General features: G+C 67.5%; 19 protein-coding genes. 18 read left to right on the plus strand and 1 reads right to left on the minus strand.

All coding sequences use genetic code 11. The features are described 5' to 3' along the window. Positions 1 to 193 precede the first annotated feature (193 nt). The 15 genes from gyrA to cysM all read left to right on the plus strand — a co-directional run bounded on the left by gyrA (position 194) and on the right by cysM (position 16736). A complete protein-coding gene (gene gyrA / locus BN118_RS06625; RefSeq protein ID WP_014905647.1) occupies positions 194 to 2911 on the plus strand; it encodes a DNA gyrase subunit A in 2718 nt (905 codons plus the stop codon). Continuing rightward, entirely contained in the window at positions 2911 to 4044 is a 1134-nt protein-coding gene (serC, locus tag BN118_RS06630) for a 3-phosphoserine/phosphohydroxythreonine transaminase (protein WP_010930096.1), read from the plus strand. The genes gyrA and serC overlap by 1 nt, the downstream gene beginning before the upstream one ends. Next, a complete protein-coding gene (gene pheA, locus BN118_RS06635; RefSeq protein WP_010930097.1) occupies positions 4037 to 5122 on the plus strand; it encodes a prephenate dehydratase in 1086 nt (361 codons plus the stop codon). The genes serC and pheA overlap by 8 nt, the downstream gene beginning before the upstream one ends. Positions 5123 to 5208: 86 nt before the next feature. Beyond that, the gene (locus BN118_RS06640; RefSeq protein WP_010930098.1) at positions 5209 to 6108 is read left to right on the plus strand and encodes a prephenate dehydrogenase; all 900 of its coding nucleotides are present in this window, start codon (positions 5209 to 5211) and stop codon (positions 6106 to 6108) included. Continuing rightward, a complete protein-coding gene (gene aroA, locus BN118_RS06645; RefSeq protein ID WP_010930099.1) occupies positions 6105 to 7433 on the plus strand; it encodes a 3-phosphoshikimate 1-carboxyvinyltransferase in 1329 nt (442 codons plus the stop codon). The genes BN118_RS06640 and aroA overlap by 4 nt, the downstream gene beginning before the upstream one ends. A gap of 14 nt (positions 7434 to 7447) precedes the next feature. After that, a complete protein-coding gene (cmk, locus tag BN118_RS06650) occupies positions 7448 to 8119 on the plus strand; it encodes a (d)CMP kinase (protein ID WP_014905648.1) in 672 nt (223 codons plus the stop codon). A gap of 187 nt (positions 8120 to 8306) precedes the next feature. Beyond that, positions 8307 to 10022 carry a 30S ribosomal protein S1 gene (rpsA, locus tag BN118_RS06655; protein WP_010930101.1) on the plus strand — a complete coding sequence of 572 codons (1716 nt, stop codon included), beginning with the start codon at positions 8307 to 8309 and terminating at the stop codon, positions 10020 to 10022. 1 nt (position 10023) lies between these two features. Continuing rightward, positions 10024 to 10383, plus strand: a complete 360-nt coding sequence (locus tag BN118_RS06660; RefSeq protein ID WP_010930102.1) for an integration host factor subunit beta — start codon at positions 10024 to 10026, stop codon at positions 10381 to 10383. A gap of 191 nt (positions 10384 to 10574) precedes the next feature. Further along, positions 10575 to 10889, plus strand: coding sequence for a lipopolysaccharide assembly protein LapA domain-containing protein (locus BN118_RS06665; protein WP_010930103.1), 315 nt, complete (start codon positions 10575 to 10577; stop codon positions 10887 to 10889). Positions 10890 to 10931: 42 nt separating this feature from the next. Next, on the plus strand, positions 10932 to 12152 hold the full coding sequence (gene lapB / locus BN118_RS06670; protein ID WP_010930104.1) for a lipopolysaccharide assembly protein LapB: 1221 nt from the start codon (positions 10932 to 10934) through the stop codon (positions 12150 to 12152). Next, complete coding sequence (rfaE1, locus tag BN118_RS06675) at positions 12149 to 13090, plus strand: D-glycero-beta-D-manno-heptose-7-phosphate kinase (RefSeq protein ID WP_010930105.1); 942 nt, start codon at positions 12149 to 12151, stop codon at positions 13088 to 13090. The genes lapB and rfaE1 overlap by 4 nt, the downstream gene beginning before the upstream one ends. Further along, on the plus strand, positions 13087 to 14076 hold the full coding sequence (gene rfaD / locus BN118_RS06680; protein WP_014905649.1) for an ADP-glyceromanno-heptose 6-epimerase: 990 nt from the start codon (positions 13087 to 13089) through the stop codon (positions 14074 to 14076). Before rfaE1 ends, rfaD begins: the two co-directional genes overlap by 4 nt. A 34-nt stretch (positions 14077 to 14110) precedes the next feature. After that, positions 14111 to 14695 (plus strand): ComEA family DNA-binding protein, encoded by a 585-nt coding sequence (locus BN118_RS19415; RefSeq protein WP_033446303.1) that lies wholly within the window; start codon positions 14111 to 14113, stop codon positions 14693 to 14695. Between the two features lie 98 nt (positions 14696 to 14793). Next, on the plus strand, positions 14794 to 15744 hold the full coding sequence (locus BN118_RS06690; RefSeq protein WP_005012067.1) for an IS481-like element IS481 family transposase: 951 nt from the start codon (positions 14794 to 14796) through the stop codon (positions 15742 to 15744). 80 nt (positions 15745 to 15824) lie between these two features. After that, entirely contained in the window at positions 15825 to 16736 is a 912-nt protein-coding gene (cysM, locus tag BN118_RS06695) for a cysteine synthase CysM (protein WP_014486062.1), read from the plus strand. Between the two features lie 60 nt (positions 16737 to 16796). Here cysM and mltB read toward each other — a convergent pair whose 3' ends face one another. Next, positions 16797 to 17942 carry a lytic murein transglycosylase B gene (mltB, locus tag BN118_RS06700; protein WP_010930108.1) on the minus strand — a complete coding sequence of 382 codons (1146 nt, stop codon included), beginning with the start codon at positions 17940 to 17942 and terminating at the stop codon, positions 16797 to 16799. Positions 17943 to 17961: 19 nt separating this feature from the next. On the opposite strand from mltB, the gene BN118_RS06705 reads away from it, so the two are divergent. From BN118_RS06705 to BN118_RS06715, 3 genes are all read left to right on the plus strand, one after another. Next, positions 17962 to 18876, plus strand: coding sequence for a histone deacetylase family protein (locus BN118_RS06705; protein ID WP_003821521.1), 915 nt, complete (start codon positions 17962 to 17964; stop codon positions 18874 to 18876). Between the two features lie 71 nt (positions 18877 to 18947). Beyond that, on the plus strand, positions 18948 to 19697 hold the full coding sequence (locus BN118_RS06710) for an electron transfer flavoprotein subunit beta/FixA family protein (protein ID WP_010930110.1): 750 nt from the start codon (positions 18948 to 18950) through the stop codon (positions 19695 to 19697). Next, positions 19697 to 20626 carry an electron transfer flavoprotein subunit alpha/FixB family protein gene (locus BN118_RS06715; RefSeq protein ID WP_010930111.1) on the plus strand — a complete coding sequence of 310 codons (930 nt, stop codon included), beginning with the start codon at positions 19697 to 19699 and terminating at the stop codon, positions 20624 to 20626. Before BN118_RS06710 ends, BN118_RS06715 begins: the two co-directional genes overlap by 1 nt. Positions 20627 to 20820 lie beyond the last annotated feature (194 nt).

The following is a 20820-nucleotide window of genomic DNA, read 5'->3' on the forward strand; positions in this document are numbered from 1 at the left end:
TTGCATTGACCGTGGATATTGAGCATTTCAGGGCTCGCCGCCTTGATCATGTTGGTTTTTGGCAACAAGGCGGGGAAGCGCGCAAGCAAGCCCGCCGGGGCGGCCCCAAAGGAGGCAAAAAGGATCGAATGATAGAATTTCCTGTTTACCCGGCTCGGGTTCATCCTTACATACGATTCTGTCGCCTATATATATGGATTCCTTCGCCAAGGAGACGCTTCCGGTATCGCTGGAAGAAGAGATGCGCCGTAGCTATCTTGATTACGCGATGAGCGTGATCGTGGGGCGCGCGCTGCCAGACGTGCGTGACGGTCTCAAGCCTGTGCATCGCCGCGTGCTGTACGCGATGCACGAACTGAACAACGATTGGAACCGTGCCTATAAGAAGTCCGCGCGTATCGTCGGGGACGTCATCGGTAAGTACCACCCGCACGGCGACCAGTCGGTATACGACACCATCGTCCGCATGGCGCAGGACTTCTCCATGCGCTACATGCTGGTCGACGGCCAGGGCAACTTCGGCTCCATCGACGGCGACAACGCCGCGGCGATGCGCTACACCGAAATCCGCCTGGCCAAGATCGCGCACGAGTTGCTGGCCGATATCGACCAGGAAACGGTCGACTTCGGGCCCAACTACGACGGCAGCGAACAGGAGCCCCTGCTGCTGCCTTCGCGCCTGCCCAACCTGCTGGTCAACGGCAGCTCGGGTATCGCCGTGGGCATGGCCACCAACATTCCCCCGCACAACCTGCAGGAAGTGGTCGACGGCTGCCTGTATTGCCTGCGCAATCCGGAATGCTCGATCGACGAGCTGATCGAACTGATCCCGGCGCCGGACTTTCCCACGGGCGGGGTGATCTACGGCATCACGGGCGTTCGCGAGGGGTACCGCACCGGGCGCGGCCGCGTCATCATGCGCGCCAAGACCCACTTCGAGGACATGGAGAAGGGCAACCGCCAGGCCATCGTGGTCGACGCGATTCCCTACCAGGTCAACAAGAAGACCCTGCAGGAGCGCATCGCCGAGCTGGTCAACGACAAGAAGATCGAGGGCATTTCGGACATCCGCGACGAGTCGGACAAGGACGGCATGCGCCTGGTCATCGAGCTCAAGCGCGGCGAAGTGCCCGAGGTGGTGCTGAACAACCTGTACAAGAATACGCAGCTGCAGGACACCTTCGGCATGAACCTGGTGGCGCTGGTCGACGGCCAGCCGCGCCTGCTGAACCTCAAGCAGCTGATCGAGTACTTCCTGCAGCATCGCCGCGAAGTGGTGACGCGCCGCACCGTGTTCCAGCTGCGCAAGGCGCGCGAACGCGGCCACGTGCTGGAAGGCCTGGCGGTGGCGCTGGCCAACATCGACGACTTCATCGCCATCATCAAGGCGGCGCCCACCCCGCCGGTGGCGCGCCAGGAATTGATGGCGCGTTCCTGGGATTCGTCGCTGGTGCGTGAAATGCTGGCCCGCGTCGACGGCGACGCCGCCGGCGGCGTCGCGGCGTTCCGCCCCGACGACCTGGCGCCCGAGTACGGCCTGCAGGGCGATGGCAACTACCGGCTGAGCGAGACCCAGGCGCAGGAAATCCTCAACATGCGCCTGCAACGCCTGACCGGCCTGGAGCAGGACAAGATCATCGGCGAGTACAAGGACGTGATGGCCACCATCGCCGACCTGCTCGACATCCTGGCCCGTCCGGATCGCATCACCACGATCATCAGCGAAGAGCTGCAGGCCATCAAGGCCGAGTTCTCGACCTCGGCCAAGGATACGCGCCGCGCCGAAATCGAAGTCAACGCCACCGAGCTGGATACCGAAGACCTGATCACGCCGATGGACATGGTGGTCACCCTGTCGCATGGCGGATACATCAAGAGCCAGCCGCTGTCCGAGTACCGTTCGCAAAAGCGCGGCGGACGCGGCAAGCAGGCTACCGCCATGAAGGAGAACGACTGGGTCGACCAGCTGTTCATCGCCAATACGCACGACTACCTGCTGTGCTTCTCCAACCGGGGCCGGGTGTACTGGCTGAAGGTGTGGGAGGTGCCGCAGGGCACGCGCAACTCGCGCGGCAAGCCCATCGTCAACATGTTCCCGCTGGCCGACGGCGAGAAGGTGACCGTGGTGCTGCCGGTCAAGGAATTCAGCGAAGACCACTACGTCTTCATGGCGACGTCGCGCGGCACGGTCAAGAAGACCCCGCTGTCCGACTTCTCGAACCCGCGCAAGGCCGGCATCATCGCCGTCGACCTGGATGACGGCGATTACCTGATCGGCGCCGACCTGACCGACGGCAAGCACGATGTGATGTTGTTCTCCGACGCCGGCAAGGCGGTGCGCTTCGACGAGAACGACGTGCGTCCGATGGGCCGCAATGCGCGCGGCGTGCGCGGCATGATGCTCGAAGAGGGCCAGACCGTCATCGCGCTGCTGGTGGCCGGCGACGAGACCCAGAGCGTGCTGACCGCCACCGAGAACGGCTACGGCAAGCGCACCCCGATCACCGAGTACACCCGCCATGGCCGCGGCACCAAGGGCATGATCGCCATCCAGACCAGCTCGCGCAACGGCCGCGTGGTCGGCGCCGTGCTGGTGATGCCGTCCGACGAGATCATGCTGATCACCACCGGCGGCGTGCTGGTGCGCACCCGCGTGGCCGAGATCCGCGAGATGGGTCGCGCCACGCAGGGCGTCACGCTGATCAGCGTCGATGACGGCAGCAGCCTGTCCGGCGTGCGGCGCGTGGTCGAAAGCGATGCCGACGCCGATGACGAGGATGGCGGCGAAGATCTCGGCGAAGAGGGCGGCGAAGATCTCGGCGAAGAGGGCGGCGAAGAGGGCGGCGACCAAGGCGGCGACGATACCGGCGCCCAGGGCAAGGATTCTGAACCGACTGAACCTACGGAGTAATGATGGCTCGCCCCTGGAATTTCTCGGCAGGCCCCTCGGCCTTGCCCGAGGCGGTGCTGCAGCAAGCCGCCGCCGAAATGCTGGACTGGCACGGCAGCGGCATGTCCGTGATGGAAATGAGCCACCGCGGCAAGCACTTCGTGCAGATCTGCGACGAGGCCGAGGCCGACCTGCGCGAACTGCTGGGACTTCCGGCCGACTACGCCGTGATGTTCATGCAGGGCGGCGGGCTGGGCGAAAACGCCATCGTGCCCATGAACCTGATGGGCCGGCGCAGCACGCCGGCGGCCGATTTCGTGGTGACCGGCCACTGGTCGACCCGTTCGCACAAGGAAGCGGGCCGCTACGGCGACGCGCAGATCGCGGCCAGCGCCGCCGAGGCCACCGAGATCGACGGCCAGGCCCAGTCCTCCTGGACCTGGCTGCCGCCGGTCGATACCTGGCGCGTGCGCAAGGATTCGGCCTATCTGCACCTGTGCAGCAACGAAACCATAGGCGGCGTCGAGTTCACCGAATGGCCCGATCCGGCCAGCCTGGGCGCGCCCGACGTGCCGCTGGTGGTCGACGTGTCCTCGCATTTCCTGTCGCGTCCGCTGGACATCGCGCGCGCGGGGCTGGTGTTCGCCGGCGCCCAGAAGAACGCCGGCCCGGCCGGCGTGACCGTGGTCATCGCGCGCCGCGACCTGCTGGGCCATGCGCTGCCGATCTGCCCGTCGGCGTTCGACTATGCCAACGTGGCGGCCGATCACTCGCGCTACAACACGCCGCCCACTTTCGCCATCTACGTGATGGGCCTGGTGTTCAAGTGGATCAAGGCGCACGGGGGCGTGCGCGGCATGGAAGAAGCCAACCGCGCCAAGGCCGAGTTGCTGTATGGCTACCTGGACGGCTCCGCGTTCTACCGCAACCCGGTGCAGGCATCGGTGCGCTCGCGCATGAACGTGCCGTTCGTGCTGCGCGACGAATCGCTCAACGATGCCTTCCTGCAAGGCGCGGAAGCGGCCGGCCTGATGCAGCTCAAGGGCCACAAGAGCGTCGGCGGCATGCGGGCCTCGATTTACAACGCCATGCCGCTGGCAGGCGTGCAGGCCCTGATCGATTACCTCAAGGAGTTCGAGCGCCGCCATGGATGATTCCCTGCAGGACAAGCTGCGGCCGCTGCGCGACCGCATCGACGCCATCGACGCCCAGATCCTCGACCTGCTGTCGCAGCGCGCGCGCACCGCGCAGGAAGTGGGCTCGGTCAAGCACGCCGCGCACGCGGATGGCCCGGTGCTGCGCCCCGAGCGCGAAGCCGAAGTGATCCGCCGCTTGCAGTACAGCAACCCGGGGCCGTTTCCCAAGGCCGCCGTGGCCGCCGTCTGGACCGAGATCATGTCGGCCTGCCGCGGCCTGGAGCGCGGCATGACCGTGGCCTATCTGGGGCCGCAGGGCTCGTTCTCCGAACAGGCCGCGCTCGAGCATTTCGGCCATTCGGTGCAGCAGCTGCCGTGCCCCTCGTTCGATGAGGTGTTCCGCGCCGTCGAGGCCGGGCAGGCCGACGTCGGCATGGTGCCGGTGGAAAACTCCACCGAGGGCGCGGTCAACCGCAGCCTGGACCTGCTGCTGAACACGCCGCTGACCATCCTGGGCGAGCGCTCGCTGGTGATCCGCCACTGCCTGATGAGCCAGTCCGGCACGATGGACGGCATCAAGACGATCTCGGCGCATCCCCAGGCGCTGGCACAGTGCCAGGGATGGCTGACGCGCCATTACCCGGACCTCAATCGCGTGGCGGCGGCCAGCAATTCCGAGGCTGCCCGCGTGGCCGCCGAGGATCCGACGGTCGCGGCCATCGCTGGCGAAGTCGCCGCGCCGGCCTGGAACCTGCGCGTCGTGGCCGCCGGCATCCAGGACGATCCGCAGAACCGCACGCGCTTCCTGGCTGTCGGCCATATCGAGCCATTGAGCAGCGGCAAGGACAAGACCAGCCTGATCCTGGCCGTGCCCAACCGCGCCGGCGCCGTCTATGACATGCTGGCGCCGATGGCGGCCAACGGCGTTTCCATGACGCGCTTCGAATCGCGCCCGGCGCGCACGGGCCAGTGGGAATACTATTTCTACGTCGACGTGCTGGGCCATCGCGATGACGCGAACGTGGCCCGCGCACTGGCGGCATTGCAGGCGCAGGTGGCCTTCTTCAAGGTGCTGGGTTCGTATCCGGCGCAATAGGGCCACGGCGTGGTTGACGCACACCAGGCGGCCGCCGTGACGGAGCGTGTGTCCGTCCGGCGCTGCCATATTGTTTTTCTGCAGGTATGAGCGCGAACAATTCGGCAAACGGGCAGGGGCCCCTGGTCCCCGTGCTGGCTGTGGCCGGCGTAGGCTTGATCGGTGGCTCGTTCGCCGCCGCGTTGCGCCACGCCGGGCAGGTCGGCACCATTCTCGGCGTGGGCCGCAACCCGGCGTCGCTGGCGCGTGCGCGCGAGCTGGGCCTGATCGACGAGGCCGTCTCGCCCGAGGAAGCGGCGGCGCGCGCCGACCTGGTGCTGCTGTCCACCCCGGTGGGCGGGCTGGGCGCGATGCTGGCGCGGATGCGCGACCATCTGCGGCCGGGCTGCCTGCTGACCGATGCCGGCAGCACCAAATCGCAGGTCGTCATGGCGGCGCGCCAGGCGCTGGGCGAGCAGGTTTCCTGTTTCGTGCCGGGGCATCCGATCGCCGGCGGCGAGCGCACCGGGCCCGAGGCGGCCGACGCGGGGCTGTACGTACGGCGTGCGGTGGTGCTTACGCCCCTGCCGGAGAACGCGGCCGCATCGGTGGCGCGCGTGCGCGCCTGCTGGCACGCTTGCGGGGCGCACGTGGTCGAGATGGACGACGCGGCGCACGACCGGCTGCTGGCCTCGGTCAGCCACATGCCGCACTTCCTGGCCGCCGTCTACATGGCCCAAGTGGCCGGCTCCGATGACGCCCAGGCGCGCATGGATCTGGCCGGCAGCGGTTTTCGGGATTTCACGCGCATCGCGGCCGGTTCGCCGGAAATGTGGCGCGATATCTTTTTGTCCAACCAGGCCGCCATGCAGTCCGAGCTGGCGGCCCTGCGACGGGTGCTCGACGAGGCCGAGCAGGCATTGGGCGCCGGCGACGGCGCGCGCCTGCAGGCCTTGCTGGAGCGCGCGGCGCACGCGCGGCGCAATTGGCGCAAGGATTCCAAATGAGCGGATTGGCATATCTCGACCTGCCCGCGGCGCGCCTGGCGCGCGGCGAGGTGGCCCTGCCGGGCTCCAAGAGCATCTCCAACAGGGTATTGCTGCTGGCCGCGCTGGCCGAAGGCAGCACCGAAATCACGGGCCTGCTCGATTCCGATGACACCCGCGTCATGCTGGCCGCGTTGCGCCAGCTGGGCGTATCGGTGGGCGAGGTGGCCGACGGCTGCGTGACCATCGAAGGCGTGGCGCGCTTTCCGACCGAACAGGCCGAGCTGTTCCTGGGCAACGCCGGCACCGCGTTCCGGCCGCTGACCGCGGCGCTGGCGTTGATGGGCGGCGATTACCGCCTGTCCGGCGTGCCGCGCATGCACGAGCGGCCCATCGGCGACCTGGTCGACGCCCTGCGCCAGTTCGGCGCCGGGATCGAATACCTGGGGCAGGCGGGGTATCCGCCGCTGCGCATCGGCGGCGGCAGCATTCGCGTCGACGGGCCGGTGCGCGTGGAGGGCTCGGTGTCCAGCCAGTTCCTGACCGCCTTGCTGATGGCCGCCCCCGTGCTGGCGCGGCGCAGCGGCCAGGACATCACCATCGAGGTGGTGGGCGAGCTGATTTCCAAACCCTATATCGAGATCACGCTCAATCTGATGGCGCGCTTTGGCGTGTCGGTGCGGCGCGACGGCTGGCGCGCCTTCACGATCGCGCGCGATGCGGTCTACCGCGGCCCGGGCCGCATGGCGATCGAGGGCGATGCGTCGACGGCGTCGTACTTCCTGGCCCTGGGCGCCATCGGCGGCGGGCCGGTGCGCGTCACCGGCGTGGGCGAGGACAGCATCCAGGGCGACGTGGCGTTCGCCGCGACGCTGGCGGCGATGGGCGCCGACGTGCGCTATGGCCCGGGCTGGATCGAGACGCGCGGCGTGCGGGTGGCCGAGGGCGGACGCCTGAAGGCGTTCGACGCTGACTTCAACCTGATTCCCGACGCCGCCATGACGGCCGCGACGCTGGCGCTGTACGCCGACGGCCCATGCCGCCTGCGCAACATCGGCAGCTGGCGCGTCAAGGAGACCGACCGCATCCACGCCATGCACACCGAGCTGGAGAAGCTGGGGGCGGGCGTGCAAAGCGGGGCGGACTGGCTGGAGGTGGCGCCGCCCGAGCCCGGCGGCTGGCGCGACGCCCATATCGGCACCTGGGACGACCACCGCATGGCCATGTGCTTCTCGCTGGCCGCGTTCGGTCCGGCGGCGGTGCGCATCCTGGATCCGGGCTGCGTCAGCAAGACTTTCCCCGATTATTTCGACGTGTACGCGGGCCTGCTGGCCGCGCGGGACTGAACGGCGCCTGCCCCATGGCTATTTCCGCATCCGCCGGCGCCGCGCCGGTCATCACCATCGACGGCCCCACGGCTTCCGGCAAGGGCACCATCGCGCACCGGGTAGCCAAGCAGCTGGGCTGGGACGTGCTCGACAGCGGCGCCCTGTACCGGCTGACCGCCCTGGCCGCGTTGCGGCGCGGCCTGCCGGCCACCGACGAGCCGGCGGTGGCCGCCGTGGCCCAGGCTCTGGACGTACGGTTCGACGGGCCGCATGTCTACCTGGAAGGGCGGGACGCCGGGCATGAAATCCGCCAGGAAGAGGTCGGAAACTACGCTTCGCGCATCGCCGCCTACCCGGGCGTCCGTCAGGCCTTGCTGGAGCGCCAGCGGGCTTTCCGGCAGCCGCCGGGCCTGGTCGCCGACGGCCGCGACATGGGGGCGGTCGTGTTTCCTGATGCGTCCCTGAAAATATTTCTGGTGGCCGATGTCGAGGCGCGCGCGCAAAGACGCTGTAAGCAGTTGATCGAAAAGGGAATTTCTGCTAATCTAGATGACCTGCTACGCGATATGCGTGAACGCGATGCGCGTGACACGCAGCGTGCGGTGGCACCGCTAGCCCCGGCTGCCGATGCGCATGTGCTGGATTCATCCGGCCTGACCATCGAACAGACCGTGCAGGCCGTGCTGGATTTCTGGTGCGCCTAGCCACGGCGCGTGTTGTTTCGGCAGTATCTGTCAGTACCTGTTTGAGGCCCTGACGGCCAATCTCCAGCCCCCACGGGACACCCCGCAAGGGCAGGCGAAGCCGGCAGGTTTTACCACTCCACTGCTGCGGGCAATCCGTTGCGGTGTGTTTTGAACGGCCAATCCCGGCCAAATGGATTCCAACCTAATGTCTTCCGTTTCCACCTCCGCCATCCTTGGCGGCGAAAACTTCGCCGACCTGTTCGCAGAAAGCCTCAAGAGCCAGGACATGAAGTCCGGCGAGGTCATCAGCGCAGAAGTCGTGCGCGTCGACCACAACTTCGTGGTCGTCAACGCCGGCCTGAAGTCCGAAGCGCTGATTCCCCTGGAAGAGTTCCTCAACGACCAGGGCGAACTCGAAGTTCAACCCGGCGACTTCGTCTCGGTGGCGATCGATTCGCTGGAGAACGGCTACGGCGACACCATCCTGTCGCGCGACCGCGCCAAGCGTCTGTCGGCCTGGCTGCAACTGGAGCAGGCCCTCGAGAACGGCGAGCTGGTCACCGGCACGATCACCGGCAAGGTCAAGGGCGGCCTGACCGTCATGACCAACGGCATCCGCGCGTTCCTGCCCGGTTCGCTGGTCGACCTGCGTCCGGTCAAGGACACCACGCCGTACGAAGGCAAGACCCTCGAATTCAAGGTCATCAAGCTGGACCGCAAGCGCAACAACGTCGTGCTGTCGCGCCGCCAGGTGCTGGAAGCCAGCATGGGCGAAGAGCGCCAGAAGCTGCTCGAGACGCTGCACGAAGGCGCGGTGGTCAAGGGCGTGGTCAAGAACATCACCGACTACGGCGCGTTCGTCGACCTGGGCGGCATCGATGGCCTGCTGCACATCACCGACATGGCCTGGCGCCGTGTGCGTCACCCGTCCGAAGTCCTGCAAGTGGGTCAGGAAGTCGAAGCCAAGGTGCTCAAGTTCGACCAGGAAAAGAGCCGCGTCTCCCTGGGCGTCAAGCAGCTGGGCGAAGATCCGTGGGTGGGCCTGGCTCGCCGCTACCCGCAGGGCACCCGCCTGTTCGGCAAGGTCACCAACCTGACCGACTACGGCGCGTTCGTCGAAGTCGAAGCCGGCATCGAAGGCCTGGTGCACGTGTCCGAAATGGACTGGACCAACAAGAACGTCGATCCGCGCAAGGTCGTGACCCTGGGCGAAGAAGTCGAAGTCATGGTCCTGGAAATCGACGAAGACCGTCGCCGCATTTCGCTGGGCATGAAGCAGTGCCGCCAGAACCCGTGGGAAGAGTTCGCCACCAACTTCAAGCGTGGTGACAAGGTCCGCGGCGCCATCAAGTCGATCACCGACTTCGGCGTGTTCGTCGGCCTGCCCGGCGGCATCGACGGCCTGGTCCATCTGTCCGACCTGTCGTGGACGGAATCGGGCGAGGAAGCCGTGCGCAACTTCAAGAAGGGCGACGAGCTGGAAGCCGTGGTGCTGGGCATCGATACCGAGAAAGAGCGCATCTCGCTGGGTATCAAGCAGCTCGAAGGCGACCCGTTCAACAACTTCGTTGCCACGCACGACAAGGGCGCCGTTGTTCCGGGCACCATCAAGTCGGTCGAGCCCAAGGGCGCCGTGATCACCCTGTCGGTGGATGTGGAAGGCTACCTGCGCGCCTCCGAGATCTCCTCGGGCCGCGTCGAAGACGCTACCACCGTGCTGAAGGCTGGCGAGAACATCGAAGCCATGATCGTCAACATCGACCGCAAGGCGCGTTCGATCCAGCTGTCGATCAAGGCCCGCGATAACGCCGAGACGGCCGAGACCATCCAGCGCATGTCCGAGGCGAGCGCTTCGTCGGGTACGACGAACTTGGGCGCGCTGCTCAAGGCCAAGCTGGACCAACAGCGCAACGACGGTTGACGTGACCAAGTCGGAGCTGATCGCCGCGCTGGCGGCCCGCTATCCTCAGCTGGCCGCTCGCGACACCGATTACGCTGTCAAGACCATGCTCGATGCAATGACCCAGGCCCTGGCCTCGGGTCAGCGCATCGAAATCCGCGGGTTTGGCAGCTTTTCGCTGTCGCAGCGCTCTCCCCGTATCGGGCGCAATCCGAAGTCGGGCGAACAAGTGCTGGTGCCTGGCAAGCAGGTGCCGCACTTCAAGGCCGGCAAGGAGCTGCGCGAGTGGGTCGATCTGGTTGGCAACGATCAGGGCGACGACTCGTCCAACGGGTCGTCCGACCCGCTGCAATCGGTCATGGATATGCATGCCATGCACTGATGTGCCGCGTACGGCGTCCCGCGTGGTTGGTGTTCTACCGGCAAAGCCCCTTGCTTGTTCAAGGGGCTTTGTTTTTTCGGGCCGGCGCCGCGCCGCGGCGAAAAAGACGGCCGGCGCATGTGCCGCCGGCCGCGGCAATGGCGCCGCTTCCGCTTACAATTACTCGTCTTGAATTCTTTGGAGCATGCGTCATGCGCTACCTGGTCTGGGCCCTGCGATTGCTCGTGTTTGTGGCGGTTCTGATGTTCGCGCTCAAGAACACCAATCCCGTCGCCGTGACTTTCTATGCCGATTACGTGGTGCACGACGTACCGCTGATCGTCGTCATGCTGGTCGTGTTCGTCGTCGGCGCGCTGTTCGGGCTGCTGCTGACCGTACCCGCCGCCATGCGCCGCCGCCGCGAGGCCCTGCGCCTGCGCCGCGAAGTCGAGCGCCTGCAGGCGGCCGCCAGCGGCACGCCGCCGGCCGTCACGCCGGAGGCCGTCGCGCCGATGTCGCCGCTGTAACCCGGGGCGCCGTGTCCCTACTTCCTACCGAGAGCCCGCGCTGTGGACTTTGAACCCTGGTGGCTGATATTCGTGCCGGTGCTGTTTGCGCTGGGCTGGCTGGCGGCGCGCTTTGACTTCCGGCAGATGCTGCGCGAGACGCGCACGTTGCCCGATTCGTACTTCCGCGGCCTGAACTTCCTGCTCAACGAGCAACCCGACCGGGCGATCGACGCGTTCGTCGAGGTCGCCAAGCTGGATCCCGAAACCACCGAGCTGCACTTCGCCCTGGGCAGTCTGTTTCGCCGGCGCGGCGAAATGGAGCGCGCCATCCGCGTGCACCAGAGCCTACTGAGCCGCTCCGACCTGCCGGTGGCCGAGCGCGAGCACGCACAGCACGAACTGGCGCAGGATTTCCTGAAGGCCGGCATGCTGGACCGCGCCGAAGGGGCGTTCGAGCAGCTCAAGGACACCCGCTATGCGCTGCCCGCGCTGCGTTCGCTGATCCGTATCTACGAATCCGAGCACGACTGGCCGCGCGCCATCGAGGCGGTCAAGACCTTGCACGGGCTGGTCGACGAGCCCGTGCCGCAGATCGTGCACTACTACTGCGAGCAGGCGCAGGCCGCGCTGACGGCCAAGCCGGTGGATTTCGACGCCGCCCATGCCGCGCTGGACGCGGCCGACCACGCCGCCGGCATGGTCGAGCGCGGCAACGCGCCGGCCAAGGCGTCGCTGGTGCGCACCGCCATGTTGCGCGCGCGCCTGGCCGCCCTCGAGAACGATCCCAAGCGCGAACGCCTGTATCTCGAATCCATCCTCACGCAGGCGCCCGAATTCGCCGGACTGGTGGCCGAGGCCCTGCTGACCAACTACCGGCAGGCCGACCAGGCCGCCGCCGGGTTGGCGATGCTGCAGCAGCAGTACCAGCGGCACGCCTCGCTGGACCTCTTCAACGTGGTGTTCCGCGAGCTGCGCGTGCAGCAGGGCTCGGCGCCCGCGTGGGCATTCGCGCGCGAGGCGCTGCGCCATCATCCGTCCCTGCTGGGCCTGGACCGCCTGCTCGAGGCCGAATTGGCCTCGCCCGGCGCGCCCGCCGACGCCGGGCCCGTGACCGGGGCCGACCTGACCCTGCTGCGCAGCCTCATCCATAAACATACCCAGCGCCTGGATCGCTATGCCTGCCGCAGTTGCGGCTTCCAGGCGCGCCGCTTTTACTGGCAGTGCCCCGGTTGCAATTCCTGGGAAACCTACGCGCCGCGCCGCCTGGAAGAACTCGAATGAATCAATACCCCGCTGAACGCATCGCCCGCGCCCGCGTGCTGGTCGTGGGCGACGTCATGCTCGACCGCTACTGGTTCGGCGAAGTCGACCGGATTTCGCCGGAAGCTCCGGTGCCCGTGGTGCGCGTGGCGCGCCGCGAAGACCGCCTGGGCGGCGCCGCCAACGTGGCGCGCAACGTGGCCGCGCTGGGCGCCCAGGTGACGCTGATCGGGGTGGTCGGCGCCGATGAGGTCGGCCTCCGCATCGAGCGCATGGCAGCCGAAGAGGGCGTGCGCACCGACCTGGTATCCGACACCGAACACCCGACCACGCTGAAGATGCGCGTGCTCGGCCGCCAGCAGCAGCTGCTGCGGGTGGATTTCGAGCAGCATCCCGAGCCGGCCGCACTCGACGGCATCAGCGCCGCCGTGGCGCGGCAGCTGGCGCAGCACGATATCGTGGTGCTGTCCGATTACGCCAAGGGCGTGCTGGACCGGGTCGAATCCATCATCGCCGCCGCCGTCGGCCACAGCCTGCCGGTGCTGGTCGACCCCAAGGGCGACCACTACGAGCGCTATCGCGGCGCCACGCTGGTCACGCCCAACCGGGCCGAAATGCGCGAGGCGGTCGGGCGCTGGAAAACCGAGGACGAACTGGCCGAGCGCGCCCAGCGGCTGCGCCTCGACCTGGACCTGGAGGCCTTGCTCGTGACGCGGTCCGAGCAGGGCATGACCCTCTTTACCGACGCGGGGCGCGACCATGCCGACGCCGCCGCGCACGAAGTCTATGATGTATCGGGCGCCGGCGATACCGTGCTGGCGACCCTGGCCGTCATGCGCGCGGTGGGACTGTCCTGGGGCGACGCGATGCGCTGGGCCAACCGGGCCGGCGGCATCGTGGTCGGCAAGCTGGGCACGTCGGTGGTGACCGCCGCAGAACTTGCAGGAGAATCAACATGATCGTGGTGACCGGCGCGGCCGGCTTTATCGGCAGCAATCTGGTGCGCGGCCTGAACCGGCGCGGCATCCAGGACATCATCGCCGTCGACGACCTGACCGACGGCGACAAATTCCGCAACCTCGTCGATTGCAGCATCGCCGACTATCTCGACAAGGACGAGTTCCGCGAACGCGTGCGCGGCGGCAACCTGCCGGCCTTGCGTGCCGTGCTGCACCAGGGCGCCTGCTCGGACACCACCGAGCGCAACGGCCGCTACATGCTGGACAACAACTACCGCGTCACGCTGGAACTGTTCGAGTACTGCCAGGCCGAGCGCGTGCCGTTCCTGTACGCCTCGTCGGCCGCAGTCTACGGCGGTTCGTCGGTGTATGTGGAAGACCCGGCCAACGAGCATCCGCTCAATGTGTACGGCTATTCCAAGCTGCTGTTCGACCAGGTGCTGCGCACGCGCATGGACAGCCTGACCGCCCAGGTGGTGGGGCTGCGCTATTTCAACGTGTACGGGCCGCACGAGCAGCACAAGGGCCGCATGGCTTCGGTGGCCTTCCACAACATGAACCAGTTCCTGGCCGAAGGCCATGTGCGCCTGTTCGCCGGCTGGGATGGCTACGAGGACGGCGGGCAGAGCCGCGATTTCATTTCGGTCGAAGACGTGGTGGCGGTCAATCTGCATTTCCTCGACAACCCTGACCAGTCGGGCGTTTTCAACTGCGGCACCGGGCGCGCCCAGCCGTTCAACGACGTGGCCGCGGCGGTGGTCAATACCCTGCGCGCCGAACGCGGCGAGGCGGCGCTGCCGCTGGCCGAACTGGTCAAGAAGGGCCTGCTGCGCTATATCCCGTTCCCGGACGATCTGAAAGGGCGCTACCAGAGCTACACCCAGGCCGACGTCAGCCGGCTGCGGGCGACCGGCTTCAGCGCGCCGATGCGCGATGTACAGACTGGCGTATCGGAATACGTGCGCTATTGGCGCGTCCTGAAGTAGCGGATTTGCCCCGGGTAATTGCCCGGGTGGATGTTTGCGTGCACCGCCGGCCCCGGCGTTCGCCAGGGTGGGCAAGATGGCTGCGGGGCGGATCGACCGGTTCGTCCGACAGGCATCCAAGGAGCACAGCATGAATCCGTTTCTGCACGATCCCGTGGCGCGTTGCGCAAACGCTCCCGCTTGGCCGCTGGTGGGCCGCGGCCGGCCATGGCGGCCGCGGCCGCCCGGCGCCGCGGCGCGCGCGCCGGCGGGCAAGGCGCCGGTCGGGCGCAAGCCGGCAAGCGAGCCGCTGGCGCGCTGGCTGGTGATGGCCGGTTGCGCGCTGGCCGCCGCGCCGGCCCACGCGCTGGACGTCAACACCGCCACCGTCGACCAGCTCGAAACCGTGCGCGGCGTGGGGCCGCGCACGGCCCGGGTCATCATCGAAGAGCGCCAGCGGGGAGGCCGCTTCCTGTCGCTCGAAGACCTGTCCGAGCGGGTCAGCGGCATCGGCCACAAGAAAATGCAATCCTTGCAGGCCGCCGGCCTGACGGCCGGCCCGGCTGCGCCGGCCGCGGGCGCCAGGCCCGAGGCCAGGCCGGCGGGAGGGCCGCGCGCCAAGGCGGCTGCCGGCCGCTAGCTGTGAAGATTCAATAGGTTGTATGCATGGTTCATCCGAACCGGATTTGAGAAACTGGAAATCGCCAACTCCCCAGTTCACTCAAGGAGCCCGGCCGGATGAACACCCATAAGCATGCCCGATTGACCTTCCTACGTCGACTCGAAATGGTCCAGCAATTGATCGCCCATCAAGTTTGTGTGCCTGAAGCGGCCCGCGCCTATGGGGTCACCGCGCCGACTGTGCGCAAATGGCTGGGCCGCTTCCTGGCTCAGGGCCAGGCGGGCTTGGCCGATGCGTCCTCGCGCCCGACGGTCTCGCCCCGAGCGATTGCGCCGGCCAAGGCGCTGGCTATCGTGGAGCTGCGCCGCAAGCGGCTGACCCAAGCGCGCATCGCCCAGGCGCTGGGCGTGTCAGCCAGCACCGTCAGCCGCGTCCTGGCCCGCGCCGGTCTGTCGCACCTGGCCGACCTGGAGCCGGCCGAGCCGGTGGTGCGCTACGAGCATCAGGCCCCCGGCGATCTGCTGCACATCGACATCAAGAAGCTGGGACGTATCCAGCGCCCTGGCCACCGGGTCACGGGCAACCGACGCGATACCGTTGAGGGGGCCGGCTGGGACTTCGTCTTCGTGGCCATCGATGACCACGCCCGCGTGGCCTTCACCGACATCCACCCCGACGAGCGCTTCCCCAGCGCCGTCCAGTTCCTCAAGGACGCAGTGGCCTACTACCAGCGCCTGGGCGTGACCATCCAGCGCTTGCTCACCGACAATGGCTCGGCCTTTCGCAGCCGCGCCTTCGCCGCGCTGTGCCATGAGCTGGGCATCAAGCACCGCTTTACCCGACCTTACCGCCCACAGACCAATGGCAAGGCCGAACGCTTCATCCAGTCGGCCTTGCGTGAGTGGGCTTACGCTCACACCTACCAGAACTCCCAACACCGAGCCGATGCCATGAAATCCTGGCTACACCACTACAACTGGCATCGACCCCACCAAGGCATCGGGCGCGCTGTACCCATCTCCAGACTCAACCTGGACGAATACAACCTATTGACAGTTCACAGCTAGCTTGGCCGGCGGCGCGGGAGTCCCTGGCGCCAGCGCGGCTAAACCGCCTCGGCCGATCCGGGGCGGTTATTATCGGCGGCATGAGCACTCCTACCTACCCCACTATCGAGCAAACCGTCGGCAATACGCCGCTCGTGCGCCTGCAGCGCATTCCCGGCGCGGCCGGGCAGGCGCGCGGCAACGTGATCCTGGCCAAGCTGGAGGGCAACAACCCTGCCGGCTCGGTCAAGGACCGTCCTGCCCTGTCCATGATCCTGCGCGCCGAAGAGCGCGGCGAAATCCATCCGGGCGATACCCTGATCGAGGCCACCAGCGGCAATACCGGCATCGCGCTGGCCATGACGGCGGCCATGCGCGGGTACCGGATGGTCCTCATCATGCCCGACAACCTGTCGCTCGAGCGGCGGGCCGCCATGACCGCCTATGGCGCCGAACTGATCCTCACGCCCGCCGCCAAGGGCGGCATGGAATACGCCCGCGACCTGGCCACGGCGATGCAGGCCGAAGGCAAGGGCAAGGTGCTGGACCAATTCGGCAACCCCGACAACCCGCGCGCCCATATCGAGGGCACCGGTCCGGAAATCTGGAACCAGACGGATGGCCGTGTCACGCATTTCGTCAGCGCGATGGGCACCACCGGCACCATCATGGGCGTGTCCACCTACCTGAAGTCGCGCAACGCGGCGGTGCAGGTGGTCGGCGCGCAGCCGGCCGAAGGCTCGCAGATCCCGGGCATCCGCAAATGGCCCGAGGCCTACATGCCGAAGATCTTCGACCGTGCGCTGGTCGATGCCTATGAGTCCATCGCGCAGGCCGAGGAGGAGACCATGGCGCGCCGGCTGGCCGCCGAAGAGGGCATATTCGCCGGCATTTCGTCGGCGGGCGCCCTGGTGGCGGCGTTGCGCGTGGCCGAGCGGGTCGAGAACGCCACCATCGTCTTCATCGTCTGCGACCGCGGCGACCGCTACCTGTCGACCGGCGTCTTCAACTGACGCAGGGCCGGCCGGGCGCGGCGCCCGCCTGCGTGGCGGGCCGCGCCGCGGCACGGGGCATCAATAGCCCGTGCGGGCCTGCAGTTCGGCCGCCAGGTCGGCCACCGCCGTGGCATAGAAGTAGCTGCGGTTGTATTGCGTCAGGGCAAAGAAATTGGGCGTGGCGGTACGGTATTGCACGGTGCCGCGCGCTTCCTCGACCAGGTCCACGATGCCCATGGGGTGCTCCTGCCAGGCGCCGCGTCCGGCGCCCGCCGCCGGGCGCGCGCCGGCGGCCTGCAGGCCGTTCCAGTCCAGCGTCGGCGTAAGGCCGCCGGCCACCAGCGGCGCCGGATCGGCCGGCAGCGCGACCGGCGCGAACACCGGCAGGCCGCGCTGCCAGCCATGTTCGACCAGGAAGTTGCCCACCGACATGACCGCGTCCGCGACGCTGTTGGTCAGGTCGATGTGGCCGTCGTCATCGCCATCGACCGCATAGCGCATGATGCTGCCGGGCATGAATTGCGGCATGCCGATGGCGCCGGCGTACGAGCCGCGCGTCTCGGGGTCCAGCTTGTCCTGCAGCGCCAGGGTGATGAAGTCGCCGAGCTGGCCGCGGAACATGTCGGCGCGCTCGGGCTTGGCGGGATCGAGGTAGTCGAATGCCAGCGTCGCCAGGGCGTCGACCACGCGGAAGTTGCCCACGTTGCGGCCATACAGGGTTTCCACGCCGATGATGGAGGCGATGATCGAGGCCGGCACGCCGTAGCGCTGGGCGGCGCGGTTGAGCAGGTCCTGGTTGGCGTTCCAGAATTCCACGCCCCAGGCGATGCGCTTGGGTTCGACGAAACGCCCGCGATAGGTCAGCCAGCTGCGCCAGATTTTCTTGCCCGACGCGCCGGACGGGGCGATGAGGCGGGCGACGGTCGCGTTGTAGCGCGTGCTTTCCAGGCTGGCCAGCACTTGCGGCAGGGGCAGCTCGCGCTGCGCCGCCAGCTGTTCGGCGAAGGCGCGGACGTCGGGCCGCAGTTCGCCGGTCGGCGTCAGCGTGGCGGGGCCTTCGTCGCTCGATACGGGTTTGTCCGGGCCGATGCGGACGCGGTCGGCCTGGCCTGTGGCGGCCTGCGCGGGAAGATGCTGGGCTTGGGGTGTTTGGCTGGAGGTGGCACAGCCGGCCAGCAGGGCCGACAGCGTGCCGATTTGCAGGAATCGCCGACAGTTGAACATAATCTTCCTTATGGAGACTATGTATCTTACCCACCCGTCATGCCGCTTGCATGAAATGGGCGACTGGCATCCCGAGAGCCCGCAGAGGCTCGATGCCATTTCCGATCAATTGCTGGCCAGCGGCCTGCTGCCCTACCTGCAGGAGCGGCAGGCGCCGGAAGCCTCGCGCGCCGACATCCTGAGGGTGCATACGCCGGCCTACCTGGACAGCCTGCGCGCGCACCAGCCCGAGCACGGCTATTACGCGATAGACGCCGACACGTCGATGAACCGCCACACCTACGAGGCGGCGCTGCGCGCCGCCGGCGCCGGAGTGGCGGCGGTCGACGCGGTGCTGGGCGGCGAGGCCATTACGGCATTCTGCTCGGTGCGTCCGCCCGGCCACCATGCCGAGCGCGACCACGCCATGGGATTCTGCTTCCTGAACAATGTCGCGATCGCGGCCCGCCACGCCCTGGACTTCCATGGCTTGCAGCGGGTGGCGCTGGTGGATTTCGACGTCCACCATGGCAATGGCACCGAACATGCCTTCGCGGGCGATCCGCGGGTGCTGATGTGCAGCTTCTTCCAGCACCCGTTCTTCCCCAACAGCGGCGCCGACGATCCGGCGCCCAATATGCTGAATGTGCCGGTGGCGGCCTACACCGGCGGCGCGTCGATACGGACGATCGTGCGCGAGCAGTGGCTGCCGCGGCTGCACGCGCATCGCCCCGAACTGATCCTGATCTCGGCCGGTTTCGACGCCCATCGCGAGGACGATATGGCCCAGATGGGCCTGGTCGAGGCCGATTACGCCTGGATCACCGACCGCCTGGTCGAGGTTGCCGACCAGCACTGCCAGGGCCGTATCGTCAGCACCCTGGAGGGCGGTTACAACTTGTCAGCCTTGGGCCGCAGCGTGGTCGCGCATATACGATCCCTGTCGAAGCTGTAGAATCGAGAAAAAATTGTGCAATGCGGTCCCGGGTTTCGCCGGGTAATTATTGTTATTTTGGAGACTGCTGGATGAAGGTTCTGGTACCAGTCAAGCGCGTGGTCGACTACAACGTCAAGGTGCGCGTCAAATCGGATCAAACGGGGGTGGACATCGCCAACGTGAAGATGTCCATGAACCCGTTCGACGAGATAGCGGTCGAGGAGGCCACGCGGCTCAAGGAGAAGGGCGCGGTGACGGAGGTGGTGGCGGTTTCTTGCGGCGCCGCACAATGCCAGGAGACGCTACGCACGGCGATGGCGATCGGGGCGGACCGCGCGGTGCTGGTGCAGACCGACGCGGAGCTGCAGCCGCTGGCGGTGGCCAAGCTGCTCAAGGCGCTGGTGGACAAGGAGCAGCCGCAGCTGGTGATTCTGGGCAAGCAGGCGATCGACGACGACGCCAACCAGACGGGGCAGATGCTGGCGGCGCTGCTGGATTGGCCGCAGGCGACGTTTGCGAGCAAGGTGGAGCTGGGCGATGGTCAGGTGACGGTGACGCGCGAGGTCGATGGGGGGCTGGAGACGCTGTCGCTGAATCTGCCGGCGATCGTGACCACGGACCTGCGGCTGAACGAGCCGCGCTACGTGACGCTGCCCAACATCATGAAGGCCAAGAAGAAGCCGCTGGAGACGGTGAGCCCGCAGGATCTGGGGGTGGATCCGGCGCCGCGCCTGAAGACGCTGAAGGTGAGCGAGCCGCCGGCGCGCCAGGCCGGCATCAAGGTGCCTGATGTGGCCACGCTGGTGGACAAACTGAAGAACGAAGCGAAGGTGGTGTGATGACGACGCTGGTAATAGCCGAACACGATAACGCGCAGCTGAAGGGCGCGACGCTGAACACGATCGCCGCGGCATCCAGGCTGGGCGGCGAGGTGCATGTGCTGGTGGCGGGCTCGGGCGCGCAGGCGGTGGCCGAGCAGGCCGCGCAGGCGGCCAGGGTGTCCAAGGTGCTGCTGGCCGATGCGCCGCAGCTGGCCGAGGGGCTGGCCGAGAACCTGGCCGCGCAGGTGCTGGCGGTGGCTGGCGGGTACAGCCACATTCTGTTCGCGGCCACGGCCTCGGGCAAGAACGTGGCGCCGCGGGTGGCGGCCAAGCTGGATGTGGCGCAGATCTCGGACATCATCGGAGTAGAGTCGGCCGATACGTTCCAGCGGCCGATCTACGCGGGCAACGCGATCGCCACGGTGCAGTCGGGCGATGCGGTCAAGGTGATCACGGTGCGCACGACCGGTTTTGACGCGGTGGCCGCGCAGGGCGGGTCGGCGGCGGTCGAGGCGCTCGATGCGGTGGCCGATTCGGGGCTGTCGCGCTTCGTGGGCCGGGAGGTGGCCAAGAGCGACCGTCCGGAGCTCGCCGGCGCGCGGGTGGTGGTCTCGGGCGGGCGCGGGCTGGGCAGCGCGGAGAACTTCAAGATCCTGGACCCGCTGGCCGACAAGCTGGGCGCGGCGCTGGGGGCCTCGCGCGCGGCGGTGGACGCGGGCTACGCGCCCAACGACTGGCAGGTGGGGCAGACGGGCAAGATCGTGGCGCCGCAGCTGTACGTGGCGGTGGGCATCTCCGGAGCGATCCAGCACCTGGCGGGCATGAAGGACTCCAAGGTCATCGTGGCCATCAACAAGGATCCGGAAGCGCCGATCTTCGGCGTGGCCGACTACGGCCTGGTGGGCGACCTGTTCCAGGTCGTGCCCGAACTGACCGGCGCGCTCTGAGCGGCACGCCGCACGCAGAGAGAAAGCCGCGGGCTGTCGCCCGCGGTTTTTTTTCGGCCATGCACGGCATGGGGCCGTCGGCGAGGGCGCTCGCGTGGTTACATCTGCCGCCCGGAATGAGGTTGCCCTGCGTGGCGAGGCCGATTATCGTCGCTTGGCATACTCTACGAAATCCGCCGGCGCGCACCCTGCAA

The organism is Bordetella pertussis 18323 (assembly GCF_000306945.1).
In the GTDB taxonomy this organism is placed as follows: domain Bacteria; phylum Pseudomonadota; class Gammaproteobacteria; order Burkholderiales; family Burkholderiaceae_B; genus Bordetella; species Bordetella pertussis.